We start from the raw sequence: 26,656 nt of genomic DNA on the forward strand, positions 1-26,656 counted from the left end.
GAGTCGACGGTCGCGCCGCGCGGCGCGCCCACGCCGCGCGACCTCGTAGGTCGAATAGTCGGCGTTTCGCGGGCAGACCCAGCGGACCCGCCTACCGCGGGCGCCCTTCGTGGTCGAGCAGCCAGCGTTTGGCGGGCAGCCCCCAGCGGAACCCGCCGAGTGCGCCGCCGATGCGCAGCACGCGATGGCACGGCACGAACAGGGCCGCCGCGTTGCGGGCACAAGCGTTGGCGGCGGCGCGGGTGGCGGCGGGCCTGCCCGCGACCGCCGCGAATTCGGTGTAGGTGACCGGATCGCCCGCGGGGACCTTGCGCAGCACCTCCCACGCGTGCAGCAGGAACTCACCCGAGTGCTGACGGACCGGAATGGCATCGATCGCGTCGAGCTCGCCCCGGTGGTAGTCGGACACGGCGGTCGTGACCGCACCGAGCGAATCGCGTTCGCGAAGCTCGTCGGGTCGCAGCCGGGTATGGATCAGCAGACGCAGGTTCTCGGCGTCGGCGGTCCAGCCCGCGGCCAATACCGCTCCGTTCCCATCCGCGAGCGCGGTGAAGGGACCGATGGGTGTGTCGACCGTGGCGTAGTCCGCGGTGCTCATGACGTATGCCCTTTCATTGTTCGAGGTTGCCGGTCGGTCGGTCGACTCACGACGCCCCGGCCCGCTTGTGCCCGTTCTTGCGCGGCGCCCGACCCGCCAACGCGGCCTTCCACATGTGCATCGACAGATACGACCGCCACGGCGCCCACCGTTCGGTATCGGTGAGGTCGACGCCGAGCAGCGCGGCCCCCTCGCGAACCACGAGGTCGGTGCCGAGCAGGATATCGGGGTCGGCGAGCAGACGCATGGCCACGTAGTCGGCCGTCCACGGGCCGATACCGTCCAGGGCGAGCAGATCGCGGCGCAGGTCGGCGGCGGTGCGGCCCTGATGCAGTTGCAGTTCGCCCGAAGCGATCGCGCCCGCGGCCGCGACGATCGAGTGGATACGCCGCGCGGGACCGGTGAGGACTTCGGCGCCGCGTTCGGCGATGATCGCGGGCGTCGGGAACAGTCGGGGGAGCGGCCCATCGACTTCCTCGCCCAGCGCGTCGACCAATCGTGCGGTGTGTGTCGCCGCCGCCGACACCGAGATCTGCTGGCCGATCATGGTGCGCAGCAGCAGTTCCGGACCGTCCAGGCAACCCGGTACCCGGATCCCGGGACTGAACAGCGGACGTTGGGTTCCGGTCGGCTGCGGTGGCTCACCGGTCGCGGGTGTGGTGCCCGCGTCGGGCAACTGCTCGCCGTCCAAGGGTTGGACGGCGTTGCGGCGCGAGAGCACGCCGAGTACCTCGTCGATGCCGACCGGGTCGGCGTCGAGATCGAGCAGGTGCCGCAGCCGCGCCACGGTCGGGGCCAGATCGCGCATATCGTGCAGGGCGAGTTCGGCGCGCACGTGATCTCGTTGGAAGCCGAGCCGGGCTGTCGCGTGGCCGTGCGGTGTGCGCAGGTTGCGGGTGTAGGCGTGGTCCTCCCACTGTTCCACGCCCTGCGCGACGTGCGAGGACAGGAACCATTCGAGCCAGGCGCGGTCCAGCGGTTCCCGGTAGGGCAGTCGCAATGTCAATGCCCCGTTGACGGCGGGGGCGATGGGCATGTCCTTGCGCGCGCGCTGGGCCTCGGTGCGCATGGTGGTCGGGCTGACGGCGAAGACCTCGCGCACGGTGTCGTTGAACTGCCGGATGCTGGCGAACCCGGCGGCGAACGCGATATCCGACATCGGCATCGCGGTGGTCTGGATCAGCAGTCGCGCGGTGTGGGCGCGGTGCGCGCGGGCCAGGGCCAGCGGACCGGCGCCCAGTTCGGTGGTGAGTACGCGCGTCAGTTGACGCTGTGAGTACCCGAGGGTCGCGGCCAGCGCGGGCACGCCGCCGCGTTCGATCACGCCGTCACCGATGAGCCGCATGGCCCTGGCCGCGAGATCGGCGCGGGTGTTCCATAACGGGGAACCGGGTGCGGCGTCGGGTAGACAGCGTCGGCAGGCCCGGTATCCGGCGTGCTGCGCCGCCGCGGCCGTCGGCAGGAAGCTGACATTGGTTCGTTTGGGTGTGATGGCCGGGCACGAAGGGCGGCAATAGATCCCGGTGGTTCGCACCGCCGTGAAGAACTGTCCGTCGAACCGCGAGTCCCGCGTCGACACCGCCCGATAGCACCGCTCGAAATCCAACGCCGTGATCGTCACCCAATCAACAATGTCAGCTCGCGCGAGACCGTGCTAGCGGAAATCCGCCATGGATGCTCGAAGTTGCCCCGGACCCGGGAAATCGGGGCGGCGCAATCGGGGGCTGTGGACGGCACATCGGCGGCAATACAGTCGGTCGCACTGCGAAACAGCAATAACCGGAAGGCAATACCGTGACCCGAGCCATCGCTGCCATGGCCTGTGCGGCAGTGGTGGCCGCTGCCGCCCCTCTCGCCGCCGCCCCTCTCGCTGTGGCGCATACCGTGCCCACGTCGAGCAGTGATCGGTCCACGGCGCTCGCCCCGGTCTACGGCGGTGATTGCTGGCCGCAATCCGGCAGTGCCGCGCAATGCCTGCCGTTCACCGACTTCCTGCGCTGGTGGTTGCCGACCCTGGGCTCGGGCAGCGGGATCTTCTGACGCGGGACGAGTCAGCAGCAGCGATTCTGGGGTTTCCGGTCAGCTTCGGCATAGCGGTCGCGCCAGTAGTCGCGCTCGGTCGGGATCGCGCGATCCGGGTGATCGCGCCGCAGATGTTCGACATACCTGCGGTAGTCCTGCCCGCCGAGGACGGAGTCGACCCACCAGAGAACTGCCTTCACCCCGCCGTGGACGCGGTGCAGGGCGGCCGACCCACCGGACGACCGGAAGACCGCCCTCGCGCCGCCGCCCACGCGCCGCCGGGCGGCCGATCCGTCGGACCGGCCGCCCCCTGACCCGGCGGTGCGCGTCATACGGACGAACGATCCACCGTGTGCGCCGCCCCCGGCGCGCGCACCGTCCCCGCCGCGATCAACTCGTCCCACTGCTTCTGTACCTCCCGCTCCGCCGCGGTGGCGACGAACCCGCTCGGTGCGAAGATCCGCGACGGTTCCTCCGGCGATTCGGTCGTCTCCGAACCGCCCGCTCGCCAGGCCCGCACGCAGACGATCGCGCCGACGATCGCGACGATCAACACCAGCACCGCGAAGACGATCGACAGGGTGCCTTGGATGAACGTATTGCGCAGGGCGGTCTCGACCTGGTCCGGTTTGGCCGTCAGACAGCCCTTGCCCGCGTCCTTGGCCGCTTGGCACAGGCTGTGCTGTTTCCAGTATCCGAGTTTCGGATCGGCCGAGAAGATCTTCTGCCACGACGCCGTCATGGTCACCGTGAGATCCCAGATCAGCGGAATCCCCGGTATCCAGGCGTATTTCACCAGACCCTTCTTGATGATGATGGTCAGCACGACCGTCAGCGCCACCGCGGCGAGCAACTGGTTGGCGATGCCGAACAGCGGGTAGAGCGCGTTGATCCCGCCGAAAGGATCGTTGACGCCCATCAGCAGTACCGAACCCCACGCCGCGACGACCACCAGCGAGCACAGCCACGCGCCGATCCGCCACGACGGATCCTTGAATTTGCGCATCGGACCACCGAAATTGCCGAGCGCGTCGGAGACGATGAAGCGCGCGACGCGGGTGCCCGCGTCGATGGTGGTGAGGATGAACAGCGCCTCGAACATGATCGCGAAGTGGTACCAGAACGATTTCATCGCCGATCCGCCGAGGAATTCGGAGAAGACCTGCGAGATGCCGATCGCCAGTGTCGGCGCGCCACCGGTGCGCGAGATGATCGTCTTCTCGCCCACGTCGGCGGCGGCCTGGGCGAAATCGGCCGCGGTGGCGGGCGGTCCGGACAGTCCGAGCGAATTCGTATACGCGGCGGCGGTTTCCGGGGTGTTGCCGGTGAGCGCGCCCGGTGCGTTCATACCGAAGTACAGGTGCTGGTCGATGATCGAGGCGGTGATGATGGCCATCACCGCGACGAACGATTCCATCAACATGCCGCCGTAGCCGATCATGCGGCCGTGGGATTCCTTCTCCAGCAGTTTCGGTGTCGTTCCCGAGGCGACCAGCGAATGGAATCCGGACAGCGCGCCGCACGCGATCGTGATGAACAGGAACGGGAACAGGCTGCCCGCGAAGGCCGGTCCGGTCCCCGAACTCGCGAACTGCGAGACGGCGGGCGCCTCGAGCACCGGCATCGTGATCAGGATGCCGACGGCGAGCAGGCCGATGGTGCCGATCTTCATGAAGGTCGACAGGTAGTCGCGCGGCGCGAGCAACAGCCACACCGGCAGCACCGAGGCGAAGAACCCGTAGGCGATCAGCAGCCACGCGATCGTTGTCTTGGAGAGGGTGAACCAGTCCTCGCCCCAGCCGGTCTCGGCGACCCAGCCGCCCGAGACGATCGCGAACAGCAGCAGCGCGATACCGATCGCGGATACCTCGCCGACCCGACCGGGCCGCAGGAACCGCAGGTAGACACCCATGAACAGGGCGATCGGGATGGTCATGCCGATCGAATACACACCCCACGGGCTCTCCCCGAGCGCGTTGACCACCACGAGCGCGAGCACCGCCAGCAGGATCATCATGATGACGAGGATCGCCACGATGGCCGCGACTCCGCCGATGGCGCCCAGTTCGTCGCGCGCCATCTGCCCGAGGCTGCGACCACGTCGTTTGGTGGAGGCCCACAGCACCAGGTAGTCCTGCACCGCACCGGCGAAGACCACGCCGACGACGATCCAGATGGTGCCGGGCAGGTAGCCCATCTGGGCGGCGAGCACCGGTCCGACCAGCGGTCCCGCGCCCGCGATGGCGGCGAAGTGGTGGCCGTAGAGGACCCGCCGGTCCATCGGCATGTAATCCTTGCCGTTCTCCAGGATTTCGGCGGGTGTGGCCAGATCGTCGCGCGGTTTGGTGATCTTCCACTCGATATAGCGCGCGTAGAACCGGTAGGCGATCACGTAGGTGCACACCGCCGCGACCACGATCCAGACCGCGTTGACGTTCTCGCCGCGCGCGAGCGCCAGAATGGTCCAGGCGACCGCGCCGAGCACCGCGATTCCGGCGAAAACCGCCTTCTTGGCCGGTGTCACCGGGGACCGGTCGACCACGCCGACGGGCGGCAGCTCCGGATCGGTCCGCAGATATTCGAGTGTCGCCATCGGCCTACTCCCCTGTAGAACTCCGCTGAAACACGTGCCAACGTATCCGATCGGCGTCGGCGGTCAGGCGGAATTCCGCTATCGCGGGCTCATCATCGAAATTTGTCCCGTGTGTCGGGCGCTTCGAAATTGTTGCCGTCAGTAAGCTGCGTTGCCGTCCGTACTACGCCGCCCTCGCCCGCAGGAGTGCCGTACTGCATTCGACCCGCGCGGTTTCGCAACCCCGGCCGCCGCACCGGCCGGTCGTTCCCGCCGCGCGGTTGCGCAGGCGGACCCTGCTCGGCTCCGCCCTCGCCCTACCGCTGCTGAGCGGCTGCGGCGGTGACGACGACGCGCTCACCTTCTTCTTCCAGGCCCGCCCCGAGGAAGCGCGGGTGCGCCGCCGGATCATCGAGGAGTTCCGGAAACTGCACCCGGAGATCAGGATTCGGACCATCGTGTCCGGCCCCGATCCGCTCCAGCAGATGCTCACCTATTGCGCGGGCGGCAAATGTCCCGACGTCATGATGGCGTGGGAACTGCTCTATTCGGGTCTGGCGAAACGCGGTGTGCTGCTCGACCTGCGCACCCTGCTCGACCGCGACCCCGGCTATGCCGAGACGCTGCGCCGCGACAGTTTCCCCGCGCTGTACGACACCTTCGCCTACGCGGGCGGCCAGTACGCGCTGCCCGAGCAGTGGTCGGGGGTCTTCCTCTACTACAACCGCGAATTGTGCGCCGGAATCTCGCCGCCGACCCGGTGGCGCGACGCGTGGACCTTCGACGAATTCCTCGACGCCGCGCGCGCCGTCACCCGCCGCGACAGCTCGGGGCATCCGTCGCGCTGGGGTTTCGTCGACGCCTGGGTGCCGTATTTCTCGGCGGCCTGCTTCGGCATGAACAACGGTTCCGACTGGTTCACCCCGGCCGTGGACCCGGTCCGCGCCAATCTCGACGATCCGCGCTTCGCCGCAGGATTCCAGTTCTACGCCGACCTCGCCCTCCGGCACCGGGTCGCCCCGCGCGTCGGTGACCAGCAGTCGGTCTCCGCGCCCGACCTGTTCCGCCGGGGCCGCGCCGGGATGGCGCTGGGCGGGCACTGGCTGTACTCCGAATTCGCCGGGCAGGACGATCTCGATATCGACCTCACCGTGCTCCCGGTCGGACCGCACGGCGGCCCGGGCGCGATCACCGATGTCGGCTGCACCGGCTTGGCGATCGCCGCGGACAGTCCACGTGTCGAGCAGGCGTGGGAATTCGTGAAATTCGCGACGGGACCGGTCGGGCAGGAACTCATCGCGCGATCCGGGCTGTTCGTACCCGTCCTGAAATCGGCGATGGCGGCACCGGGATTCGCCGAAGCCCACCGCGATATCCGCAATCTCGCGGTACTCACCGACGGTCCGGGCAGATCGCGCCCACTGGCGGTCACCCCGGCTTGGGGCAAGGTGTCCGCGCTGCTGGAACGCGGCGGGAATCGGGTGCTGCGCGGCGCCGCCCGAGCCGACACGCTCGACCCCGGCGATATCGACGCGGTACTCGGCGCGTTATGACACCCGCATCGGGCAGGCATCGCGCGAGGAAACGTCGCCCGACCCTCGCGCGTCGCCGTGAACGAGCGGGTTGGCTGTTCGTGGCGCCGAATCTGACCGCCGTCGCGATATTCCTGCTGTTCCCGCTCGGCTTCTCGCTCTATCTCAGCTTCCACGCCTGGGATCTGTTCAGCCCGCCCCGATTCGTGGGGACGGCGAACTATCGCAGGCTGCTCGGCTCGGATCCGCTCTTCCCCATCGCCCTGCGCAATACCGCGCTGTTCACCCTGCTCACGCTGGTGCCGACGGTCGTCATCGGAATGACGGTGGCGGCCGCGCTGCATCGAAAAATCGCCGGTATCGGGGTCTTTCGCACCGCCGCCTTCCTGCCGCTGGTCGCGTCGACCGTCGCCATGGCGGTGGTGTGGCGGTTCATCTTCACCACCGAAGACGGGCTGCTCAACCTCGCGCTCGCCCGCGCCGGCCTCGACCCGGTGCCGTGGCTGACCGACCCGAACTGGGCCCTGATCTCACTGAGTGTCGTGACGGTCTGGAAGAGCGTGCCGTTCGCGACCGTCATCCTGCTCGCCGCGCTCCAAGGCGTGCCGACCGTGCTGTACGAGGCGGCGAAGATCGACGGTGCGGGCGCGCTGCGGCGGTTCCTGTCGATCACGGTGCCGCTGATCCGCGGGCCGCTGTCGTTCGTCTTCGTCATCACCGTCATCGACTCGGTCCGGGCTTTCGACCAGGCCTACGCGCTGACCGGCGCGAACGGCGGGCCGGAGACCGGAACGTATCTGCTCGGAATCATGCTGTTCCAGCACGCCTTCACGTTCTACGAGATCGGCTACGCCTCGGCCCTGGCCTGGGTGATCTTCGCGATCCTGCTGGTACTGACCCTCGTGCAACTGCGATTCGCCCGGCGCGGCGAAGTGGAGTTCTGATGCGCGTGCGGCAGATCGACGAGGTCGAGGCGGTCAACGGCGGGTCGACGGCTGGGACACCCGGTGTACTCGGACGGGTCGCGCGCAGATTGGTCAGGACGGGCTCCGGCGCGGAACGCGAGTCGATGCCGTCACCCGTTCGTGGTTCCGGTGCCACGCGCGACCCCCGGCCTCGACGTTCCCCGGCCGCGCGACGGTTCCTGCACGGTTGCGCGATCTACGTGATCCTGATCCTCATCGCCTGGTGCGCATTGATCCCGATCCTCTGGGCGGTCTCCGGTTCGCTGAAGAGCGACGGCGAGATCACCGAGCCGTCGATACTTCCCGAGCATCCACGATGGTCCAACTACGGTCGTGTCTTCGACACACTGCCCATGGGACGGATGCTGTTCAACACCACCGCCTACGCGCTCTGCGTGACCGCCGGACAGGTCTTCTTCTGCTCCCTGGCCGGATACGCGTTCGCCCGCTTACGTTTTCGCGGCCGGGAACTACTGTTCCTCGCCTACCTCGCCACCCTGATGGTGCCGCTGACCGTCACGGTGATCCCGCAGTTCCTGATCATGCGCACCCTCGGCTGGGTCGACACCCCGTGGGCGATGATCGTGCCCGGCCTGTTCGGCAGCGCCTTCGGCACCTACCTCATGCGTCAGTTCTTCCGCACCCTGCCAACGGAATTGGAGGAAGCCGCGATCCTGGACGGTTGCACCACCTGGCAGATCTACTGGCGAGTGCTCCTGCCGCACACCCGCCCCGCCCTCATGGTGCTGGCCGTACTCACCTGGATTTCGGTGTGGAACGACTTCCTGTGGCCGCTGATCATGATCCAGCGCAACGAATACGCCACCGCCACACTGGGTCTGGTTCGCCTGCAAGGTCAATACCACACCCAGTGGCCGCTGTTGATGGCGGCGGCGGTCGTCGTCCTGTTACCACTGCTCGCGCTCTACGCCGTGGCGCAACGCGCGTTCGTGCACGGCATCGCCATGTCCGGAATGGGCGGTCGCTGAGCGGTTCCCAGCGCCCGGTCGGACAGGCGCTACTCGCCGCTGTAGGTGCCGAAACTCCAGATATTGCCCTCGGGATCGCGCACCGCGAAACCCCGTGAGCCGTAATCCTCGTCGCGCATATCGCGCACCACTTCCGCCCCCGCCGCCGTGGCGCGGGCGAAGAGTTCGTCGGGGTTGTCGCAGACGATATAGACCAGGTCGTTACCCGGTTCACGCTGCCCGAACGGGGTGTCGTCCTTGCCGACCGAGCCGAACATCACCCCGCCGCCGAGCGGCCAGCGCAACTCACCGTGTTCGACGACGGAGGGATCACCCTCGCGGGCGTAGATCGCCGTCAGTTCGAAACCGAACGCGTCGACCAGGAAATCCGCCGACGCGCGGGCGTCGCGGAAGGCGAGGCACGGCCACACGGCCGCGGCGACACGGGTGGTGGATTCTGCTGGATTCGTCATGTTCTCACCCTGCGCTCTCGACGTCCGACCCGTCTTGGACGGATGTAACCTCCTGCGCGAGCCAGGTCGTCGGACTACACCCGGCCAACTCGACGAAATCGCGATTCAGATGCGCCTGGTCGTAATACCCGCAGGTGGCCGCCACCTGGGCGATCGTGATGTGCGCCGGAACACGCTCGATCATCCGCCGCGCCCGTTCGAACCGGGTGATCCGCCCGGCCAGCTTCGGACTCACCCCGAATTCGGCGCCGAACCGCCGCGCCAGGTGCTGCCTGCTCCACCCGATCCGGTCGGCCAGCGGACCGATCGCCACGCCACCGCCACTGTCGACGAGAGTCCGCCAGGCCCAAGACAATTCGGGCGTCACAAGGCGATCGGGACGCGCCAGCCGCCCCAGCACGTCATCACAGATGGCGAACCGCCGCGACCACGGCGCGGGCCCCTGCAACCGCTCCCACAACTCGTCACCGGCAGGCCCCGCCACATCCGCGCATTCCAACGAGGTATTCCACAGCGCACTCGCGGGCGTCCCGAACAACGTCCGACACCCCATCGGCGTCAGCGCGATCGTCACTCCCTCCTGATCCCCCGAATGCGCGATCGCCGCCGAACTGGCCTGCAACCCGCTGAGCACACAGCGGTAATCCTCCGGCCGCTGCCCCGGATCCGTCTGCGCGACGACATCGATACTCGGCCCGATGGACACGATGAACGTCAGATGCCGCGACGGCAGACCCCGGTGCAGCCCGGGCGGATAACCGGTCATCCGGTAGCCGAGGTAGTGGTCGATGAACCCGGCCAGCGCGGGCGCGGGTCGTGCCGTCACCACCTCCGTGGTCGGCTCCATATGGTTACGGTACGCCGGGGGTGGGCTGTGCACGGTGTGAGTGGCGACGAACAAGGGTTTCGGGCCGAGTGCGGAGGTTCCCGCCCGGTTTCGAGCATTGCCTGGGCCGGCACAGGAGGTTTCGCGCGCTCGCCGAGAGTGGGTGCCCCGTGTCGGGGGTGCCCGGCCTGTGCGGACATTTTCGGCGTAGATCGGCGGAAAGCTCGCAGTCGACGCCGGGAATGTCCATGGAGCCCGGACCGATCCGCACATCGCATATCGGACGCATCGCGGGGGTCGTGGTCGGAATGATGCCGCCGACTCGTCGTCGCTCCGTGCTGCCTCGGCACATTGCCAACGCGGAGACCTGGCGAACGAGCGTCGATCGCCGCCGTCCCGCTCGATCGCCGCACCTACCGGTTGCCGCCGGTTTCCAGATGGCGCGGATCGTCGGCGAGCGCGCGTGATCGCTCGGCGGCGGCCGGATTGCTGCTGCCCCCGGCTCGTCGACCGCCGCACCTACCCGGTGATTCCGCAGCGTGTCCAGCGCGTCTCCCTCGCCGGAGACAGTCGTGAGATGCCGCACAACAACGTCTGTGGATAAGTGAGATCCGCAGGTCCTCCCGTTACCGTTACGCCTTCTGACGATCAACGGAGGTCGGTATGCGTCGGGTCGGATATGCGCGCAACGGTGGTCCCGAGGTGCTCGAACCGGAATCGGTGGATGTGCCGACACCGGGCCCCGGTCAGCTTCTCGTGCGCGTCGACGCGATCGGCGTGACGTTGCCCGTCGTGCGGAGAGTTCGGGAGGCGGCGCAACCGGGCCCGCTCGGCGGCGAGATCGCGGGTGAAGTCGTCGCGGTCGGCGAGGGCGTCACCGACTGTATGCCCGGCTATCGGGTCACCGGCCCGTGCTTCGGCCACGCCTACGCCGAGTACGCGCTGCTCGACGAGTCGATGGCCTCGACCATCCCCGACGGCGCGTCCGCCGTCGACGCCGTGGCTCTCGTGCGCGGCGGCCTGGTCGCACTGGGCGCGCTCGATGCCGCGAAACCGGAATCCGGCGATTCGGCGCTCATCACCGCAGCCGCGAGCGGTGTAGGTCACCTCGCCGTCCAACTCGCCCGGATCCGCGGTGCCAAACGCGTCACCGCCGCCGTCTCCGACCTCTCGAAAACCGATTTCCTCACCGACCTCGGTGTCGACGATGTCGTCACCTATGACGCTCCGACCTGGGGTGATCCCGTCGACTTCGCACTGGACGCCGTCGGCGGCGATCTGCTCACCCAGGCTTTGGCCGCACTCGCCCCCGGCGGCCGCCTGGTGACCCTCGGCTCCGGCGGCGGCACGATCCACGCCGACGACCTCGCCGACGCGAAATCCGTGACCGGCTTCCAGATCGCGCGCATCGCCCGGGAAGACCCGGAAACCTACGACCACTGGCGTCAAGAGCTGTGGCAGTACGTCGCCTCGGGACAGCTGCGCCCCGCCGTCCACGCCGAATTCGCCCTCGACGACGCCGCCGCGGCGCACGCCGTCATCGAAGCCCGTGCCAACCTGGGCAAAGTGGTCCTCATCCCCTGACGCCGCCCCACCGCACCCACTCGGCCAACGTTCCCGGGAGCGGCGGACCGCGAGGTCGAGCGCGACGCGTAGACTTCCTGACTCGTGAGTCTCACCCTCGGAATCGTCGGCCTGCCCAACGTCGGAAAGTCGACGCTTTTCAACGCGCTGACCAAGAACGACGTGCTTGCCGCGAACTACCCGTTCGCGACCATCGAGCCGAACGTCGGGGTGGTTCCACTGCCCGACCCACGCCTCGACACCCTCGCGAAGATCTTCGGCTCCGAGCGCATCGTGCCCGCCGTCGTCTCCTTCGTCGATATCGCGGGCATCGTGAAGGGCGCGTCCGAGGGCGCCGGTCTCGGCAACAAATTCCTCGCCAACATCCGCGAAGCCGACGCCATCTGCCAGGTCGTGCGCGTCTTCGCCGACGACGACGTGATCCACGTGGACGGCAAGGTCGACCCGGCCTCCGATATCGAGGTCATCGAAACCGAACTCATCCTCGCCGACCTGCAAACGCTGGAGAAGGCAGTTCCGCGCTTCGAGAAGGAAGCCAAGATCAAGAAGGAGCGCAAGCCCCTCGCCGACGCCGCCAAAACGGCGCAGGAGATCCTGAACAACGGAACCACCCTCTTCGCCGCGGGCAACAAGGTGGACACCGAACTCCTGAAAGAACTTTCGCTCCTCACCACCAAACCCTTCCTCTACGTCTTCAACGCCGACGAATCGGTGCTCACCGACGAGGCGAAGGTCGCCGAACTGAAAGCCGCCGTCGCCCCCGCCGACGCGGTCTTCCTCGACGCCAAGGTCGAAGCCGAACTCCTCGAACTCGATGACGAATCCGCCCTCGAACTCCTCGAATCCATCGGCCAGGCCGAACCCGGCCTGCACGCCCTCGCCCGTGCAGGCTTCCACACCCTCGGCCTCCAGACCTACCTCACCGCAGGCCCGAAAGAGGCCCGCGCCTGGACGATCCACCAGGGCGACACCGCCCCCAAAGCGGCAGGCGTCATCCACACCGACTTCGAACGCGGCTTCATCAAGGCCGAAATCGTCGCGTTCACGGATCTGGTGGACGCGGGATCGATGGCGGCCGCGAAGGCGGCGGGCAAGGTTCGTATGGAGGGCAAGGACTACGTCATGTCCGACGGCGACGTCGTCGAGTTCCGTTTCAACGTGTAGATCAGCGTCTTCGAAGAACGTGACGTTGCTTCGCGCATCGCCGGCGGTAGACGTTCTGCTGCCTCCAGCCCACGTCGGGTGAGGATCCGGCTGTTCGTCGGTGCCACATGCCGCCTACCGGGCGCGAACTCGGCGTAGTCGGCCGTCTCGGATTCGGTGATCGTGTCGTGAATCAGAACGCGGGCACGCTACTGGTGCTGGCATTCCCGCCGAGCGACGGTTGCAGGGTGATCTCCCAGTCCGACTCCGCGTCGAACGGATCATCGAATTTCTGGAAGGTGCGGGAACGGGTGAATCCGAGTGTGGCGCTGTCCCAGTCGACACCGGATTTCAGGTAGACGAAGTAGGTGCCCGCGATTCCGGTGAGCGTGGCCTCGGAGTTGCCCTGCACGTAGATCGTCGCCTGCGGGGCATTGGGGCTGCCGTTGGTGACCACCACCGCGAAGTCCGCGCTGTTGCCGTTGTTGATCAGCAGGGTTCCCGACCCGTTGAGACCTGCCTCCTGGACGACCTCGCCGTTCTCGGCGCGACGGTTCAGCACCGGTGCGGGCGGTGGGGCGGGGGTTGTCGTCGGGGCGCGCGAGGTGCTGAACGGGCTCGGTCGCTGCGTCGTGGTGGACGCGGTGGTGTCCACCGACATCCCGCACCCGACGAGCGCGACGGCAGCCGCCACGACCGCGGCGCCGACAATCCAGCCTTGTTTTCCCGACATGATTTCCCCCGTTGCCTCAGAGCGCTGATCGGCTCTCGCGTACCCAGTATCGCGCGTAACAGCGGTGATGTCAGTGCAATTGATGTCGTGCTCGTCGACTGGACGAGGAGGCGGATCGGCGGCCGTTGCTCGGACTATCGAGCCTGTCATGGGAGAGAGGCTGTGAGCAGTGCAGCGGTCGGCCGGGGATGCCAATTCGTACACCGGCCGATGTGTGGGTTGTGTGGAAGGTCTGTGGAGCCGAGCGGTGGCGCAGCTGATTCGGGTGATACTGGCGGTGTGAACGGGACGTGGGAGGCATGGGGCGGAGTCGCGCTCGTCGCGTTCGCCGCGATACCGATAGCTGGTCTCGTGGCCTGGTGGTTGGCTCGGCGGCGCGGGTGGCGTGCGGCGCTGTGCGAGGTCGGAATGGTGGTTGGCACCGCGCCGTGGTTGTGGATGATCTTCACGCCGCTCGGAACCGGTCGATCGGTGAATCCGGTGCCGCTGCGTGATCTGGCCGAGGTACTGACGGAGGATCGCGTCGTCGAGCAGCTCGGCGGGAATCTGCTGGTCTTCGCGGCACTGGGCTTCCTGTTGCCGGTCCGTTGGCCATGGTTCACCCGCTCGTACCGGATCCTGTTGGTGGCTGCGGCGGCGTCGATCGCGGTGGAGACCGCGCAGTTCGCGCTCGCGATCGGCCGCCATTCCACCGTCGACGACGTGCTGTTGAACGCGGCGGGCGCGTACCTGGCGGGCAGGCTCTCGCGACGTTGGTGGGCGCCGTACTCGCCGGGCCGCTTCGGCCCGCCCTCCGTGAGCGAGCACCACAGCGTGGCGCTGTAGCAGTCGGCCGGTCGTGCGAGCACTTGTTAGGTTTCGACGGTGCAAGCGATCACGCTTTTCGAGGATTACGTCGACTGGCTCCGTGTCAATGTGCCACTGGCATACGACAACCTCGGGCCACCCGCCGACCGGGCCGAGATCGATACCTTGGAACAAGCACTCGGGCAACGGCTTCCGGACGATGTGAAATCCGTCCTCATGCTGCACAACGGTCAGCGGCAGACGATGACATCGACGCGCGGCGACCATGCCGTTCCCTGCATACCGACCCTGTCCTTCCTGTCGACATCGTCGATAGTCGACTGCTGGTCGGACTGGATTCCGGTGCGCGCGAGCAAGGACATCGAGGCCCTCCAAGCGGCAGGTGATGTCATGCCGGGTGCGGAAGGCCGAGTCAAACCGCTCTATACTTCGTCTGGCTGGATCCCGCTCTGGTCGGATACCGCGCGCGCCGACTACATCGGCCTCGACCTCGATCCCGATTCCCAGGGAATCCACGGCCAGATCATCAACTTCGGACGAGACGAAGAGCGGCACTATGTGTGCGCGGACAGCTTCACCGACTTGCTGGGGTTTCTTGTCGACGAGGTTCGATCCGGACGGTGGCCCGCGTCGATCTTCGTCGACGACGACGATGACGATGACGACCGGTCGGAGCTCGAAGAGCAGCCGTGGTTCGGCAACCCTGGCGACCACTTCTTCAACGCACTCCACGAACGCGCCATGACCTCTGCCCGGTCCCGGGCGTCGAGGTCGTGACGATGACGCCAACCGCCCGACATCGCTGACGCACCACGCGTGCGCCGGTCCGGCCCGCCGATACGATCGTCGCGCACAGTGTCCGCGTGCGCTTGACATTGTCACCGTGTCAAGGCCTTCACTGGCTGTCGGAGGTGGTCCCATCAATTCGACACACACGAACCCACAGCACACCCGACTGCTCGACGCGTTGGCCGCGACGAACTCGTCCACGCGGCTCGAGGCGGCGATGGCGGCGGGCACGTATCCCGATCCCGGTTTGCTCGACGCGCTGGTGCGGCGGTGCGCGGTCGAGCCCGATTTCTTCGTCCGCGACATGCTCACCTGGGCGCTGACCCGTCTCCCGTCCGACATCACGGTGCCGAAACTCGGCGTGGAACTTCGTTCCGAACGTGCTCGGGCACGCAGTCAAGCGCTGCACACGCTGTCCAAGATCGGGGATCCGAGGGCGTGGTCGGTGATCACTGCGTCGCTGTTGCGCGATGCCGACGACGAGGTCGCGCGGAGTGCGTGGCGCGCCGCCGTCGCTCTCGTGCCGGACGCGGAGAAGGAAGAACTGGCGGCGACGCTGGCCACGCAATTCGGGCGCGGGGACCGGGAGGTTCGGCTGAGTCTGAGCCGTGCCCTGGTCGCGCTCGGCGAGGTGGTCGAACCGATCCTGCGGACGGCGATGGACAGCCACGATGACGGGGTGCGTGCGCACGCGCGTGCGACGCTGGGACTGCTGCGCGATCCCGACGCCGGGTTCGATCTCGCGGTCGATGCGGCGAAGCGGGTCGTCGCGCTCGGACCGGAACGGGAGGAGACGACGACGTGCTGATCGGCGAGGTGGCGCGCCGCTCGGGGGTGAGTGCCAGGATGCTCAGGCATTACGACTCCCTCGGGCTGGTGCGGCCGACGGGCCGCACCGTGGGCGGCTACCGGGAATACGGCCCCGAGGACATCCGCAGGATCTTCCATGTGGAAGGTTTGCGTTCGCTGGGGCTGTCCCTCCGTCAGATCGGGCGCGCGCTCGACGATCCCGGATTCACCCCGTCCGCGCTGGTCGGCGACCTCATCCGCAAGACAGAACAGCGCCTGAACCGGGAGCGGGAACTGCTCGACCGACTCCGTGCGGTCGACGCCGCCGGACCGTCCGGCTGGCAAGACGCCCTGCGCACCATCGAACTCCTGCGCAAACTCCGTTCGGGCGATTCCGCCCGGCGACAGCAGGCCGTCCTCGCTCCGGCCGAGGACGTCGCGATGCCCGCCGAACTGCTGGCCGAGGCGATCCTCACCGAATCGGACCTGAACGTCGCCGGAGCGCTGCGGTGGGCGCTCGCGCGCGCGGGCGGCGACGGCGTGGCGATCCTCGCGGCCGGAGCGGCCTCCGACGACGTCGACGTCCGGCGACGGGCGATCCTCGCGCTCGCCGAACTTCCCGGCGACGACACGACCGCCGTGCTCACCGACGCGCTCGAGGACCCGGACCCGACGGTCCGCCGACGTGCCGCCCTCGCGCTGGGTGCGCGGGGCGTGACCCGAGCCGTGCCGGAACTCGTCGGATCGGTGGTCGAGGGCGGCAACGATGTGGAGGCGGCCGAGGTCCTGGGAACGTTGGCGCGGGACGCGCAGTGGGCAGCACGGATCATGGACGCGCTGGGCGACGAGCTCACCGCGCACGCGGCGGATTCGGCCGTGCGGATACGACTGACGCAGGCGCTGGCCGAGATGCCGGGAACGATCGCCCTGAACCTGCTGCGGGAATTGGCCCGCGACCGCGACCGGTCGGTGGCGCTGCTCGCCTCGGCGCTCGTGGGAATGCTCGAAGAACGGTCGGACGAGGGATCCGCGAGCGAACAGTGACCCTCGTCGGCGCTGATAGCGACCGCCATCGACCGCGACAGATCGTCCCGGGCGATCCCGCTCACCGGAGTCGACGGCCCCGGGGATCTTGCGCGGCACGCAGCGTACGCAATCGCCGGCGCGGCGATCAATCCGGCGGCCGCACCATGGTCCAGAAGCGGGGCAGGCCCTCCGGCGTCTTCTCCGAAGCCACCTCGAACCCGTGTCGCTCGTAGAAGGGCACGTTCGCCTCGTTGGTTGTCTCGAGGTAGCACGGATGCCCCTCGCTACCCGCTTGCGATAGCGCGGAGGTGATCAGTGCGCTGCCGTGTCCACGCCCCTGTTCGGTCGGGTCGACGCCGAGAATGAACAAGTACAGGAAGGGTTGTCGGATCACTTCCCGTTGCGCCCGCTCGAAGGCGGTGGTGATCGCGACGAAACGGCGAAAGGCGCTGAGTCCGAGCTTGAACGGGGCGGCGACAAGTCCGGATCCGGTCATCTCCCGCAGGCCGAGATCGGCGTGACCCGGCAGGAGCCAGATCACGGCCGCCCGGCCCGGCCGCTCATCGAGCGAGCCGTACTTCGTGCCCAGTCGAGCCGCGGCGCCGAAGAACCACGGCAGTACCGCCGCGCGTCGTTCGGCGTCGGGCTCGATGAAGGTGAACATGGGATCGTCGTGGAAGGCGCGGGCCAACACCTTTCCCGTACCGGTCATGCTCGAATTCTAGGCTGTCGCCCCGACATCCGTTCTCGGCCGAGCGGACCGTTCCCGCACCGTGGGGCAGCGAGAACCGTGGCGACCCGGTCGGCGAGCGACCCGTCGGCTACGTCCTCGAACAGATCCTCATGCGTCGACCCGCGCGTCGATGAACGCGCCGTCGGTCAGAATCGGTACGGCGGAGCTGGATTCGATCTCCACGGCGACGGCGACATCGTCGGCGAACCCGGTACTCGCCAGCTCCAGACCGGACGCGCACCCCGAGACCAGTGCCGCCACAGCGGCGTTCCCGGTGTGGGAACTCAGCGCCAGCATCGCTTCCGGTGACAGCGGTCCGGCACCGTATTCGACGAGCGCCGCGATGACGGCGGCGGCTCCGAGCCAATCCTCGATCGCCGGTCGCAGCACATTACGGCCCGGCCAGTGCTCACCGGCGGCGATCACCGAGACCGGCCGGTCCCGCGTGCCCCACCCCTGGTCGACGATCCAGCGCGCGACCGCCGACGCGTTGCGCAGACACGCGGCGAGGACGGGAATCCCGTCGACCGCGGCCGAGATGGCCGACCCGTTCGGTGACGGAAGTACCAGGCGTCGCGGGGCGGGAGCGCGACGTAACGCCGCGGGTGACAGTGACCACGGCCGGTGCTCCGAGATCTCTCGTCGGCCGACCGCCAGTTCCGCGTTCGAGTCCGCCGCGAATCGTGGAGCGGTCCCGTCACGCCACCGGTAGGGCAGCACCTCGGTCCCGGCGTCCACGGCCACCGATACCGATGTCGTGAACGACAGGACATCGACCACGACGACCGCCGCGCTGCCCGGTCCGAGTGCCTGTGCGCCGACCAGGCCCCAATCGACCCGTACACCGAACCGACGCTGTTCGGCCCAGTCCGGAATCACCGGCGAGATATGTTCCCCTCCCATACCCGCGACTCTATCCGCGTCCACCGACATCCCCGAATGGGGAACGGGCGCGGGAGGTTCCACGTCATCGGGCGCTGAGCAGAACGACGGGATACTCTCGCTTCGCTTTGCGCTGGTATTTCGCGTACCGGGGCTGAGCGGTGGTGATCCGCTGCCACGCGCGCTCGCGGTCGGCGCCCTCCAACACCTGGGGTGTCACCGGGGCGGCGTCGCGGCCGTGGAATTCGATCGCCACGCTGTCGGGGTGCGCCCGCAGGTTGACGTACCAGTCCGGGTGCACGGCGCCGCCGCCGGAGGCGACGATCAACCAGGAGCCGTCACCGTCGCCGAACCACGAGAGCGGGGCCTGTCTCGGCTGCCCGGTGCGTTTGCCCACGGTGTGCAGGATGAACATATCCATGCCCATGACCTTGCCGGGTTTGCGCCGGATCCTGCGGTTGGTCCGCACGTTCATCTTGCGCTGGAACCACAGCGACAGGGCGTTGGATTTCTGTGCCTTCTCGGTCATCAGTACCTCCGATCGATTTATCGGTTTCGTGACACCCGTCCGGGACGACAGTATCGGCAGTGCGCGTGACCGGACCTCGTTCGTGGACTCAGGCGCGCTCGTCGATGCGCACCATATTGCCCGCGGGATCGCGGAAGGCGCAGTCGCGCACGCCGTAGGGCTGGACGGTCGGCTCCTGGACGACCTCGGCCCCGTCCGCCCGCACCCGTTCGAAGACGCCGTCGAGATCGGAGGTCGACAAGAGGATGGAGGCGTAGGTGCCTTTCGCCATCATCTCGGCGATGGTGCGACGTTCTTCGTCGGTGACGCCGGGCGCCGCGGTCGGCGGATGCAGCACGATGGACGTCGCCGGCTGGTCGACCGGGCCGACGGTGATCCAGCGCATCTCGCCCTGTCCGACGTCCTTGCGCACCTCGAAACCGAGGGTGTCGCGATAGAAGGTCAGGGATGCCTCGGGATCGGCATGGGGCAGGAAACTCGAATGAATGATGATGTCCATACCGATGACGTTAGGTGCCGGGTCGGGCGGTCGCTTCTCGATTCCTGACCGGTCCGCCGGCGGAGTGCGCGCCCCGATGCGACCGGAGCCGGATCTGGACCAAGATTGCGACATGTCTGTAGATCCCGACCTCGCCGAGGCGATCACCGCCATGCACTCCGATCTCGCCGAGTGGATCGGTTCGGTCGCGCCGCCGAAGGTGTTCGACCGGTTCGCCCATGTCCTGCACGAAGGGTTCTCGGCGGTGACGACGGTGGGTCAGGTGGTCGACAGGGACACTTTGCTGGCCGGGGTGTGGTCGGCCCGGAATCTGCAACCGGGTCTTGAGATCGACATCACCGATATCGCGGGACTCGTGCACGGCGGCGGTCTCAGCGTCGTCCGCTTCACCGCGGCCAACCGTCTCGGTGATGTGTCGTCCGCGCGACGCCTCGCGACCGCGGTCCTCGTCCCCGGGGATTTCGGCTACCAATTGCGGACACTGCACGAAACGAACACTCCGACAACGGAAATCGAGAATCCCTCGGTCGAGCGGATCGCGAACAGCTCGAGACGTGAGGAATCGACGGGATGAGTCTCGCCGTCGGTGGTGGGATCGTCGGCATCCGCGACCTCGTGAACTGATACCGAATTCCGAGATCGTCTCACCGGTAATCGGTCCGCCGGGTTGAATCCGGCGCTACCCATCCCTTCCGCGGCTGATCGCCCGCGCCGCGGTCTCGGCGACCTGCTCGTCGGTGAGTCCACTGCCGCTGATCAGCGCGTGCGACAGGACCGTGCGGACGACGACCTCGGCGGCCTGGCGCGGTGACAGGGCGAGCATGGCGTCACCGCGCGCCGCGATCAACGGTTCGGCGAAGGTCGCGACGGTCTCGACCAGATTCAGTTCCGAGTCCCCGTGCGGGATCGCGATGGTGAGCAGTCTGCCGGGTTCGTGGGTGCGGATGTACTGGAAGGTGCGGTGATCGCGCAGGTAGCGCAGCGCGAACAGCGTTGCCGTGCGGGCGATCTCGGGGACCGGCGCGAACAGGTCGATCGCACCGTACGCGGCGGCGACCATCCGTCCGACCTCGTGGCGTCCGACCGCGGCGACGAGTCCGTCCTTGTCGCCGAATTCGCGGTAGGCGGTGGCCCTCGACACCCCGGCGCGGCGGGCGACGGTGCTGAGTGTCAGTCCGTCCACGCCGCTTTCGGCGATCAGTTCGACCGCCGAGTCGAGCAGCGCGTCCGACGACCGGGTGGAGGAAGTCATGGCTCTTTCTACCTCGTTCGCGACGGCGTCGGGGTTGCCCGCCCCGGCATTCTGAGACTAATCTACTGAAAAATCTCAGTTCCTGGCGGACTTCGGGGAGCGGCTGCCGAACGGTCCGAGGGCGACGAGGTCGGAGGATGAGGATGACCGAACGCGAACACGCCGTGGTGCTCGGCGCGAGTATGGCGGGCCTGCTGGCGGCACGCGTGCTCAGCGACAGTTTCGCCAGGGTCACGCTCGTCGAGCGCGACGATCTGTCGGTCCGGGGAGACCGGCGCGGTGTCCCGCAGGGTCGGCATGTGCACGCGCTGCTGGCGCGGGGTAAGCGGATCTTCGAGGAACTGTTCCCCGGCATCACCGAGGAACTGCTCGCCGACGGCGCGGTGGACTGCCGCTCGCTGACCGAGATGCGGATGACGATCGCCGGGCACACCCTGAGTCGATCCGACGACGGGTATTCGCTGCTCCAAGCCAGTCGTCCGTTCCTGGAGTGGCGGGTGCGCAATCGGGTGCGCGATCTGGCGAATGTGACTGTCGTCGAGCGCTGTTCGGCGGTGGGCCTGACCGTTGACGCGGCAGGTGCGCGGGTCACCGGTGTGCTGGTCGAACCCGAGGACGCGCCGCCACGAGAGTTTCCCGCCGATCTCGTGGTCGGCTGCCTCGGACGGCACGGGCCGACCGATGACTGGCTCGCCGGGCTCGGGTACCGCCGACCCGACGAAGAGGGTGTCCGGATCGACATGATGTACGCGAGCCGGTACGTGCGGCTGCCGCACGGGTCGGTCGGCGGTGACAAGGAGATCGTCGTCGCGAATCAGGAGCCCGCGCGGGGGTTGGCGCTGTTCGCGGTCGAGGACGGGATGCACATCCTGACCCTCATCGGGTACGGGAACGACCATCCGCCGACGAATTCTGAGGATTGGTGGCGATTCGCGTCCTCGGTCGCGCCGCCCGATGTGCGCGAAGCGCTTCTCGACGCGGTCCCGCTCGGTGAGATCAGCACCTATCGGTACCTGGCCAATCGACGTCGCCGCTACGAGCGACTGACGCGATTCCCGCGGGGGCTCCTGGTTTTCGGTGACGCCGTCTGTAGTTTCAGTCCGGCTTTCGGTCAGGGGATGACGGTATCCGCGTTGCAGGCCTTGCGATTACGCGAGGTGCTCGCGGCCGGTGATCACGATCTGGCCCGTCGCTACTTCCGTGCCGCCGCGTCCGCGATCGACGACGCCTGGGCGATCACGAAACTGTTCGACCTGGCGATGCCGCACGTGGACAGTGCCGGGCAGGTGCCGTCGCGGGCACTCGGGGCGCTGACCAGGGTGGGTATGGCGGTGGGCGCGCGCGATGCGACGGTGGGCAGGCAGATCGCGCACATCGCGGGTCTGCTGGACCGGCCGACCGCCGTACTGCGGCCATCGCTACTCGGGCACGGCGTGACGGCGCTGGCCGGAGTCGGCGTCGATCACCTTCGGGCACTGCGGAACACGACACCGCGCTCCGGTGAGTTCGCCGAATTCGACCCCACCCCGCACGGTCCGGCCCGTGGCTTCCACCGTCTCGCCGTGCGTTCGGTGGTTCACGACACCGTGGACAGTGTCGTGGTCGAATTCGATATCCCGGAGCGTCTTCGCGAACGCTATGTTTTCGCGGCGGGTCAGCATGTCGTCGTGCGTGGCCTGCGACATGGACAGCCGATCCGTCGCAGTTATTCGCTGTGTGATGCCGCGACCTCGGGCCGGGTGCGTATCGCGGTCAAGGCGCAGCCGGACGGGGCGTTCTCCGGATTCGCCGTAAGAGAACTGACGGCGGGGACATCGCTGCACGTCTCTGAGCCGACGGGCACATTCGGCACCCGTCCGGCCCGTGACCGGCCCCGCGACTACGTGGCCGTCGCGGCGGGAAGCGGCATCACGCCGGTGATCTCCCTCGTCGCGACGATCCTCGGCATCGAACCCGAGAGCAGGGTCGTCCTGCACTACGGCAGCCGTGACCGTGATCGGATCATGCTGGCGCGGCAGGTGGACGATCTCCTCGCCCGATTCCCGGAACGGCTGCGAGTGACCCATCACCTGTCCGGGCGAGCGGTGGCACCGGACGGCCGGACCTGGGGCGAATATCGTCACGGCCGCATCGACCCGGCCGAAGTCGCGAAATACGAAGCGGATCAATGGTTTCTGTGCGGTCCGAAGGAACTCGTCGCCGAAACGGCACTGGCGCTGAGGGATCGCGGTATCGACCGATCACGGATCGAGACCGAATTGTTCGAGACCCACATCCCGGACGTGACGCCGGTGTCGACCGACACCGGGACGAGCACGGTCACGCTCACCGGATACGGCGCGGACCTCGACGTCGAGGTACCGCGAACCGCACTGATTCTCGACGTCGCGCTCCGGCAGCGGGAAGACCTGCCGTATTCGTGTCTCGGTGGTTCGTGCGGAACCTGTCTCGCCACCGTCGAATCCGGACGGGTGCGAATGGAGCCGGATCCGCTACTGGCGATCACCTCCGACGAGGTCGACCGCGGGCTGGTGCTGGCCTGCCGTGCGCGTCCGGTGTCGGACGAGGTGACCCTGCGCTTCGGTCGCTGAGCGTCTCACCGGCCTCTCGGATACATCGTGACGATGCTTCCGTCGAGGTTGGCGGCGAGGTAGCCGCCGCCATAATCGTCGGTCAGGTAGACGAGCAGAGTAGGACGTTCGTCGTTGAAGGTCCAGGCCGGGTTGACGATCACATACCGCATTGTCGGCTCCGCGACGCCGAGTTTCTCGTTCGCGATGTCGAGGAGTCCGGGAACGAGGTCCCAATTGATCGTGTTCAGCACGATGGTGGCACTGTCGGCATCGAGTTCGCCGCCTGCGCCCTGACGACTGGCCGTACCGTTGCGGTAGACGTACTGGTCGTAGACGCTGGGCCTGTTCCGGACCGGCGCGGAGGCGTTGACATAGTTCGAGTAGAAGGTCACCTCGGTGAAATCTGTTCCACCGGTGGCCTTTTCCAGGGCGGAAACGGCCTGGCGCATCCCCGCCGGGGTCAGCAGATCGGTACTGTTCCCGGCAGGTGAATTGGTCACCCGCACACCCGGACTCGTGACGACACCCGAACCGGGCACGGTCAGTGGCTCGGTCGGTGAGCCGGTGGTGCCGGGGAACGCGGTCGCTCCCGGGCCGTCGTCGCCGGAATCGGGACGCAACGCCAGCGCCGCCAGCGCCACGACGGCGACCACGAGGACCGCGGCGGCGGCCATGCCGAACTTGGCTCCGCGCGAGACCTTTCCGCGCGCGGGGGGACTCGCGTTCAGGTCGGGCCGATACGGCGCCGGGCCGGAGCCGATGGCGTGCGACTGCGGGGTATAGGGGTCGGTCCGGTACGGGGGCTGTGGCGTCGGGCCGAACACGATGGGTTGCGACGGCGGCGTCGGCGCAGACCCGGGAACGAAGGAGTGGGGTGCGGTGAGCACCTGCGTGAGCAGGTGATCGACCTGCTCGGCGGACGGCCGGTGATTCGGATCGGCCACCAGGATCGCCTGGAGCACGGGGGTCAGCGGCCCCGCGCGATGGGGAACCGGGACCGTGCCCTGGAGGACGGCCGCGAGGGTGGCGACGGTGGTGTCGCGCCGCATGGGGTGGTACCCCTCGACCGCGAGGAACAGCACGATGCCCAGCGACCACAGATCCGACGCCGGGTTGCCCTCCTGCCCGCCGAGACGTTCCGGGGCGATGAATTCCAGGGAACCGACGAGATTGCCGGTGCCGGTCAATCCGGTCGCGTCGTGCAGCGCGGCGATGCCGAAGTCGGTGAGCACGGGCGAACCGTCCTCGCGTAACAGCACATTCGCGGGTTTGATATCGCGGTGCAGCACGCCCACCTGGTGGGCGGCGCGCAGACCCGCCAGGATCCCGCGCCCGATCTGCGCGGCCCGGTCCGGCGCGATCGGTCCCTGGGCGAACAGGTCGGAGAGGGTACGGCCCCGCACCAGCTCCATCACAATCCACGGGTGCGCCGGGGGCGGGGAGTCGACGATATGGTGCACGGCCACCACATTCGGGTGACCGATCCGGGCCAGTGCCCGCGCCTCGCGCAACACCCGCTCGCGCTGCACGCCGGGTGCCCCGCCCTGCCCCTCCGGTTCGAGCGGACGGACCTCCTTCAGCGCGACCTCACGGTGCAGGGCCAGATCGTAGGCCCGCCACACCGTTCCCATGCCACCGCTGCCGAGCGGCTCGAGCAACTCGAAACGCCCGTCGACCACTGTCCGCCCGGAATTCACGGCGCAAGCCTATGTGGCGCGGGGCGGCGACGCGAGAGCGCGGTGTGCCGGACAGACGCCGAACCGCCCGAGCGCGGCCGTGCTCGTCGCGCTCGGGCGGTTGCGGTGGTGCGGTCGAGGTCAGGAAGTGGGGGAAAGGAGCTGATTGAAGAAGGCGCGATAGCTGCGCAGCGCGTGCCGCAGCGATTCGGTGTCCGGCTCGTCGGACCAGCGGTCCGCGATGATCTCCTTGCGTTCGGCGTAGGTGCTGGTGAGTTCGTGGATCAGCTCGGTGACGAGCTCGTCGGCGCGGGCCACGGCGTCACGGGGATCATCGACGAAGGTGCCCTGCAGGTCGCGCCACCGTCCCCGCAACTGCTCCAGGGACTGTTCGTCGAACAGCGGGACCACGGTCTCGTCGTCGTGCGCCGGGCTCTGCTGTCGCACGACCGGCTCGGATTCGGCGCTCTCCTCGACGGAGTGGAGGCCCGGTTCCGGCTCGTCCGTGGCGATCAGGTCGCGCTCGGTGTCGGCCGTGTGCGCGGTATCCGCTTCGGAGGTCGCGCGGTCGGTCTCGGGGAAATCCGCTTCGGAGGTCGCCGCGCTCCGCTCGTGCGTCCCGACGCCGCCGTCGGTTCCGTATCCGTCGTCGGCCGCCAGGCGCCCGGTTTCCGCGTCGTCCGCGCTCGACCCGCTTCCGGCGACGAAGGCCTGCCCGTCGTCATCGACCGACGACGACTTCCGCCCGGTCTCGGTATCCCTGGTCTCGGCGTCGATGACCTCGGCGTCGATCACCTCGTGCTCGCCGGGCGCGTAACCGCCCGCCGTACCGGAATGCCCGTGCGTGTTGTCGGTGTGGTCGATGTTGTCGGTGTCGGCCGGATCCTCGGTCAGCGAACCGGTGCGGTTGCGGTCGTATTCGGTGCTCATGACACTGTGTCCTTCTTGTGCGTGGTGTGGCTGCCGTTCGTCAGATCGAGGAACAGGGCGCGGTAGTGCACGAGGGCGGTGCGAAGGTCCTCGGTGCTCGCCTTGCCGTCGGCATGTTGGAGCGCGATGGCGTGGGCCGCGCGGTAGTGGTCCAGGGTCGCCGCGTGTTCCACGGAGAGGTCGGCGACCTGCTGGTCGTAACCCTCGGTCGGGTACCCGCGTTCGGCCATCACATTCGTGACGAGTTCGTCGGCCGCGCCGACGGCGTCGGCGGGCTCGTCGACGAACCGTTCCTGCACGCTCGCCCATTCGGCGGTGAACGCTTCCTTGCGTTCGGGCGTCAGGTCACGCAGTTCGAGTTCGTCGTGCCTGCGTTCCCGTTGCGCCAGTTCGCGTTCGGCGGCGCGGCGATCCTCGGTCTCTTCCACCGCGCGCTCGTATTCCGGGCCGAATTTGTCGCGCAGACGCTTCCTGCGTAGATACGGGGGCACCAGCACGGCCGCGCCGACCAGCACGACCACGACGACGATGACAACTACCAGGATTCCGGAAGACACGGGGTTCTCCTTCTACGAGCCTCTTGTCCCGGTAGTGCCTCGAAATTCGCTCTTCAAACCTACGACCGCGCATTTCGCCCCGGTCGTGTCGAAGACGGCTCGGCTAGATCCAATGCCGCGCAGTTAGGGGTCGTGCCTGGTTGTCAACTCGGTTGGTGGTTGGCGGGGATGGTGGGTGGATTGGGTTGTGCGGCAGGG

The 26,656-nt window shown here is 67.9% G+C and carries 27 protein-coding genes; 12 read left to right on the forward strand and 15 right to left on the reverse strand.

All coding sequences use genetic code 11. The features are described from left to right. Nucleotides 1-91 precede the first annotated feature (91 nt). Nucleotides 92-598, reverse strand: a complete 507-nt coding sequence (locus tag DAT37_RS28265; RefSeq protein ID WP_109527917.1) for a methylated-DNA--[protein]-cysteine S-methyltransferase — start codon at nt 596-598, stop codon at nt 92-94. 46 nt (nt 599-644) lie between these two features. Then, nucleotides 645-2,219, reverse strand: coding sequence for a DNA-3-methyladenine glycosylase 2 family protein (locus DAT37_RS28270; RefSeq protein WP_109527918.1), 1,575 nt, complete (start codon nt 2,217-2,219; stop codon nt 645-647). 173 nt (nt 2,220-2,392) lie between these two features. Between DAT37_RS28270 and DAT37_RS28275 the strand changes: the two genes are divergently transcribed. Continuing rightward, nucleotides 2,393-2,638 carry a hypothetical protein gene (locus DAT37_RS28275; protein ID WP_157978743.1) on the forward strand — a complete coding sequence of 82 codons (246 nt, stop codon included), beginning with the start codon at nt 2,393-2,395 and terminating at the stop codon, nt 2,636-2,638. An 11-nt stretch (nt 2,639-2,649) separates the two neighbouring features. Here the strand turns inward: DAT37_RS28275 and DAT37_RS46500 are convergent, their stop codons facing one another. Together DAT37_RS46500 and DAT37_RS28285 are read right to left on the reverse strand one after the other, a co-directional pair. Further along, nucleotides 2,650-2,952, reverse strand: coding sequence for a YbdD/YjiX family protein (locus DAT37_RS46500; protein WP_109527920.1), 303 nt, complete (start codon nt 2,950-2,952; stop codon nt 2,650-2,652). After that, entirely contained in the window at nt 2,949-5,213 is a 2,265-nt protein-coding gene (locus tag DAT37_RS28285) for a carbon starvation CstA family protein (protein ID WP_109527921.1), read from the reverse strand. Before DAT37_RS28285 ends, DAT37_RS46500 begins: the two co-directional genes overlap by 4 nt. Nucleotides 5,214-5,473: 260 nt before the next feature. On the opposite strand from DAT37_RS28285, the gene DAT37_RS28290 reads away from it, so the two are divergent. From DAT37_RS28290 to DAT37_RS28300, 3 genes are read left to right on the forward strand one after another with little or no spacing between them, the layout of a single operon-like run. Beyond that, the gene (locus DAT37_RS28290; protein WP_109527922.1) at nt 5,474-6,745 is read left to right on the forward strand and encodes an ABC transporter substrate-binding protein; all 1,272 of its coding nucleotides are present in this window, start codon (nt 5,474-5,476) and stop codon (nt 6,743-6,745) included. Further along, a complete protein-coding gene (locus DAT37_RS28295; RefSeq protein WP_109527923.1) occupies nt 6,742-7,668 on the forward strand; it encodes a carbohydrate ABC transporter permease in 927 nt (308 codons plus the stop codon). Before DAT37_RS28290 ends, DAT37_RS28295 begins: the two co-directional genes overlap by 4 nt. Next, the gene (locus DAT37_RS28300) at nt 7,668-8,678 is read left to right on the forward strand and encodes a carbohydrate ABC transporter permease (RefSeq protein ID WP_232840050.1); all 1,011 of its coding nucleotides are present in this window, start codon (nt 7,668-7,670) and stop codon (nt 8,676-8,678) included. Before DAT37_RS28295 ends, DAT37_RS28300 begins: the two co-directional genes overlap by 1 nt. Before the next feature lie 29 nt (nt 8,679-8,707). Here the strand turns inward: DAT37_RS28300 and DAT37_RS28305 are convergent, their stop codons facing one another. Together DAT37_RS28305 and DAT37_RS28310 are read right to left on the reverse strand one after the other, a co-directional pair. Further along, complete coding sequence (locus tag DAT37_RS28305) at nt 8,708-9,130, reverse strand: VOC family protein (RefSeq protein ID WP_109527924.1); 423 nt, start codon at nt 9,128-9,130, stop codon at nt 8,708-8,710. A 4-nt stretch (nt 9,131-9,134) separates the two neighbouring features. Then, complete coding sequence (locus tag DAT37_RS28310; protein ID WP_109527925.1) at nt 9,135-9,977, reverse strand: AraC family transcriptional regulator; 843 nt, start codon at nt 9,975-9,977, stop codon at nt 9,135-9,137. 642 nt (nt 9,978-10,619) lie between these two features. Here DAT37_RS28310 and DAT37_RS28320 point away from each other — a divergent pair. Beyond that, nucleotides 10,620-11,540 carry a quinone oxidoreductase family protein gene (locus DAT37_RS28320; protein ID WP_109527927.1) on the forward strand — a complete coding sequence of 307 codons (921 nt, stop codon included), beginning with the start codon at nt 10,620-10,622 and terminating at the stop codon, nt 11,538-11,540. A gap of 84 nt (nt 11,541-11,624) precedes the next feature. After that, complete coding sequence (gene ychF / locus DAT37_RS28325; protein WP_109527928.1) at nt 11,625-12,704, forward strand: redox-regulated ATPase YchF; 1,080 nt, start codon at nt 11,625-11,627, stop codon at nt 12,702-12,704. Nucleotides 12,705-12,876: 172 nt separating this feature from the next. On the opposite strand, the gene DAT37_RS28330 is transcribed toward ychF, so the two are convergent. Further along, the gene (locus tag DAT37_RS28330; RefSeq protein ID WP_109527929.1) at nt 12,877-13,416 is read right to left on the reverse strand and encodes a hypothetical protein; all 540 of its coding nucleotides are present in this window, start codon (nt 13,414-13,416) and stop codon (nt 12,877-12,879) included. A gap of 279 nt (nt 13,417-13,695) precedes the next feature. On the opposite strand from DAT37_RS28330, the gene DAT37_RS28335 reads away from it, so the two are divergent. From DAT37_RS28335 to DAT37_RS28350, 4 genes are all read left to right on the forward strand, one after another. Then, nucleotides 13,696-14,241, forward strand: coding sequence for a VanZ family protein (locus tag DAT37_RS28335; protein WP_109527930.1), 546 nt, complete (start codon nt 13,696-13,698; stop codon nt 14,239-14,241). Nucleotides 14,242-14,280: 39 nt separating this feature from the next. Next, entirely contained in the window at nt 14,281-15,000 is a 720-nt protein-coding gene (locus DAT37_RS28340) for an SMI1/KNR4 family protein (RefSeq protein WP_109527931.1), read from the forward strand. 142 nt (nt 15,001-15,142) lie between these two features. Next, nucleotides 15,143-15,820 (forward strand): HEAT repeat domain-containing protein, encoded by a 678-nt coding sequence (locus tag DAT37_RS28345; protein WP_109527966.1) that lies wholly within the window; start codon nt 15,143-15,145, stop codon nt 15,818-15,820. Next, nucleotides 15,814-16,845: a MerR family transcriptional regulator gene (locus DAT37_RS28350; protein ID WP_109527932.1), complete on the forward strand. Its 1,032-nt coding sequence runs from the start codon at nt 15,814-15,816 to the stop codon at nt 16,843-16,845. Before DAT37_RS28345 ends, DAT37_RS28350 begins: the two co-directional genes overlap by 7 nt. 127 nt (nt 16,846-16,972) lie before the next feature. On the opposite strand, the gene DAT37_RS28355 is transcribed toward DAT37_RS28350, so the two are convergent. The 4 genes from DAT37_RS28355 to DAT37_RS28370 all read right to left on the reverse strand — a co-directional run bounded on the left by DAT37_RS28355 (nt 16,973) and on the right by DAT37_RS28370 (nt 19,470). Continuing rightward, a complete protein-coding gene (locus tag DAT37_RS28355) occupies nt 16,973-17,539 on the reverse strand; it encodes a GNAT family N-acetyltransferase (RefSeq protein WP_109527933.1) in 567 nt (188 codons plus the stop codon). 129 nt (nt 17,540-17,668) lie between these two features. Then, nucleotides 17,669-18,463 carry a 2-phosphosulfolactate phosphatase gene (locus DAT37_RS28360; protein ID WP_109527934.1) on the reverse strand — a complete coding sequence of 265 codons (795 nt, stop codon included), beginning with the start codon at nt 18,461-18,463 and terminating at the stop codon, nt 17,669-17,671. Between the two features lie 64 nt (nt 18,464-18,527). Continuing rightward, entirely contained in the window at nt 18,528-18,971 is a 444-nt protein-coding gene (locus tag DAT37_RS28365) for a nitroreductase family deazaflavin-dependent oxidoreductase (protein WP_198654470.1), read from the reverse strand. An 88-nt stretch (nt 18,972-19,059) separates the two neighbouring features. Continuing rightward, nucleotides 19,060-19,470 (reverse strand): VOC family protein, encoded by a 411-nt coding sequence (locus DAT37_RS28370; protein ID WP_109527935.1) that lies wholly within the window; start codon nt 19,468-19,470, stop codon nt 19,060-19,062. A gap of 112 nt (nt 19,471-19,582) precedes the next feature. Between DAT37_RS28370 and DAT37_RS28375 the strand changes: the two genes are divergently transcribed. Then, nucleotides 19,583-20,044, forward strand: coding sequence for a hypothetical protein (locus DAT37_RS28375; RefSeq protein WP_157978744.1), 462 nt, complete (start codon nt 19,583-19,585; stop codon nt 20,042-20,044). 105 nt (nt 20,045-20,149) lie between these two features. On the opposite strand, the gene DAT37_RS28380 is transcribed toward DAT37_RS28375, so the two are convergent. Further along, nucleotides 20,150-20,722 carry a TetR/AcrR family transcriptional regulator gene (locus DAT37_RS28380; RefSeq protein ID WP_109527937.1) on the reverse strand — a complete coding sequence of 191 codons (573 nt, stop codon included), beginning with the start codon at nt 20,720-20,722 and terminating at the stop codon, nt 20,150-20,152. A gap of 143 nt (nt 20,723-20,865) precedes the next feature. Between DAT37_RS28380 and DAT37_RS28385 the strand changes: the two genes are divergently transcribed. Beyond that, the gene (locus DAT37_RS28385) at nt 20,866-23,313 is read left to right on the forward strand and encodes a 2Fe-2S iron-sulfur cluster-binding protein (protein WP_198654471.1); all 2,448 of its coding nucleotides are present in this window, start codon (nt 20,866-20,868) and stop codon (nt 23,311-23,313) included. Nucleotides 23,314-23,318: 5 nt separating this feature from the next. Here DAT37_RS28385 and DAT37_RS28390 read toward each other — a convergent pair whose 3' ends face one another. From DAT37_RS28390 to DAT37_RS28400, 3 genes are all read right to left on the reverse strand, one after another. Beyond that, nucleotides 23,319-24,992 carry a serine/threonine-protein kinase gene (locus tag DAT37_RS28390; protein WP_198654472.1) on the reverse strand — a complete coding sequence of 558 codons (1,674 nt, stop codon included), beginning with the start codon at nt 24,990-24,992 and terminating at the stop codon, nt 23,319-23,321. Between the two features lie 120 nt (nt 24,993-25,112). Beyond that, nucleotides 25,113-25,901 (reverse strand): hypothetical protein, encoded by a 789-nt coding sequence (locus DAT37_RS28395; RefSeq protein ID WP_109527939.1) that lies wholly within the window; start codon nt 25,899-25,901, stop codon nt 25,113-25,115. Then, nucleotides 25,898-26,458: a hypothetical protein gene (locus DAT37_RS28400; protein WP_109527940.1), complete on the reverse strand. Its 561-nt coding sequence runs from the start codon at nt 26,456-26,458 to the stop codon at nt 25,898-25,900. Before DAT37_RS28400 ends, DAT37_RS28395 begins: the two co-directional genes overlap by 4 nt. Nucleotides 26,459-26,656: the final 198 nt, after the last annotated feature.

It is taken from the genome of Nocardia aurea (assembly GCF_003123685.1).
Taxonomy (GTDB): Bacteria; Actinomycetota; Actinomycetes; order Mycobacteriales; family Mycobacteriaceae; genus Nocardia; species Nocardia aurea.

Bases quoted from the DNA above. Each gene is read 5' to 3' on its own strand.
- DAT37_RS28265 (WP_109527917.1), bottom strand. From the start codon at position 598: ATGAGCACCGCGGACTACGCCACGGTCGACACACCCATCGGTCCCTTC.
- DAT37_RS46500 (WP_109527920.1), bottom strand. From the start codon at position 2,952: ATGACGCGCACCGCCGGGTCAGGGGGCGGCCGGTCCGACGGATCGGCC.
- DAT37_RS28285 (WP_109527921.1), bottom strand. From the start codon at position 5,213: ATGGCGACACTCGAATATCTGCGGACCGATCCGGAGCTGCCGCCCGTC.
- DAT37_RS28295 (WP_109527923.1), top strand. From the start codon at position 6,742: ATGACACCCGCATCGGGCAGGCATCGCGCGAGGAAACGTCGCCCGACC.
- DAT37_RS28300 (WP_232840050.1), top strand. From the start codon at position 7,668: ATGCGCGTGCGGCAGATCGACGAGGTCGAGGCGGTCAACGGCGGGTCG.
- DAT37_RS28305 (WP_109527924.1), bottom strand. From the start codon at position 9,130: ATGACGAATCCAGCAGAATCCACCACCCGTGTCGCCGCGGCCGTGTGG.
- DAT37_RS28310 (WP_109527925.1), bottom strand. From the start codon at position 9,977: ATGGAGCCGACCACGGAGGTGGTGACGGCACGACCCGCGCCCGCGCTG.
- DAT37_RS28320 (WP_109527927.1), top strand. From the start codon at position 10,620: ATGCGTCGGGTCGGATATGCGCGCAACGGTGGTCCCGAGGTGCTCGAA.
- DAT37_RS28330 (WP_109527929.1), bottom strand. From the start codon at position 13,416: ATGTCGGGAAAACAAGGCTGGATTGTCGGCGCCGCGGTCGTGGCGGCT.
- DAT37_RS28355 (WP_109527933.1), bottom strand. From the start codon at position 17,539: ATGACCGGTACGGGAAAGGTGTTGGCCCGCGCCTTCCACGACGATCCC.
- DAT37_RS28360 (WP_109527934.1), bottom strand. From the start codon at position 18,463: ATGGGAGGGGAACATATCTCGCCGGTGATTCCGGACTGGGCCGAACAG.
- DAT37_RS28365 (WP_198654470.1), bottom strand. From the start codon at position 18,971: ATGACCGAGAAGGCACAGAAATCCAACGCCCTGTCGCTGTGGTTCCAG.
- DAT37_RS28370 (WP_109527935.1), bottom strand. From the start codon at position 19,470: ATGGACATCATCATTCATTCGAGTTTCCTGCCCCATGCCGATCCCGAG.
- DAT37_RS28375 (WP_157978744.1), top strand. From the start codon at position 19,583: ATGTCTGTAGATCCCGACCTCGCCGAGGCGATCACCGCCATGCACTCC.
- DAT37_RS28380 (WP_109527937.1), bottom strand. From the start codon at position 20,722: ATGACTTCCTCCACCCGGTCGTCGGACGCGCTGCTCGACTCGGCGGTC.
- DAT37_RS28385 (WP_198654471.1), top strand. From the start codon at position 20,866: ATGACCGAACGCGAACACGCCGTGGTGCTCGGCGCGAGTATGGCGGGC.
- DAT37_RS28395 (WP_109527939.1), bottom strand. From the start codon at position 25,901: ATGAGCACCGAATACGACCGCAACCGCACCGGTTCGCTGACCGAGGAT.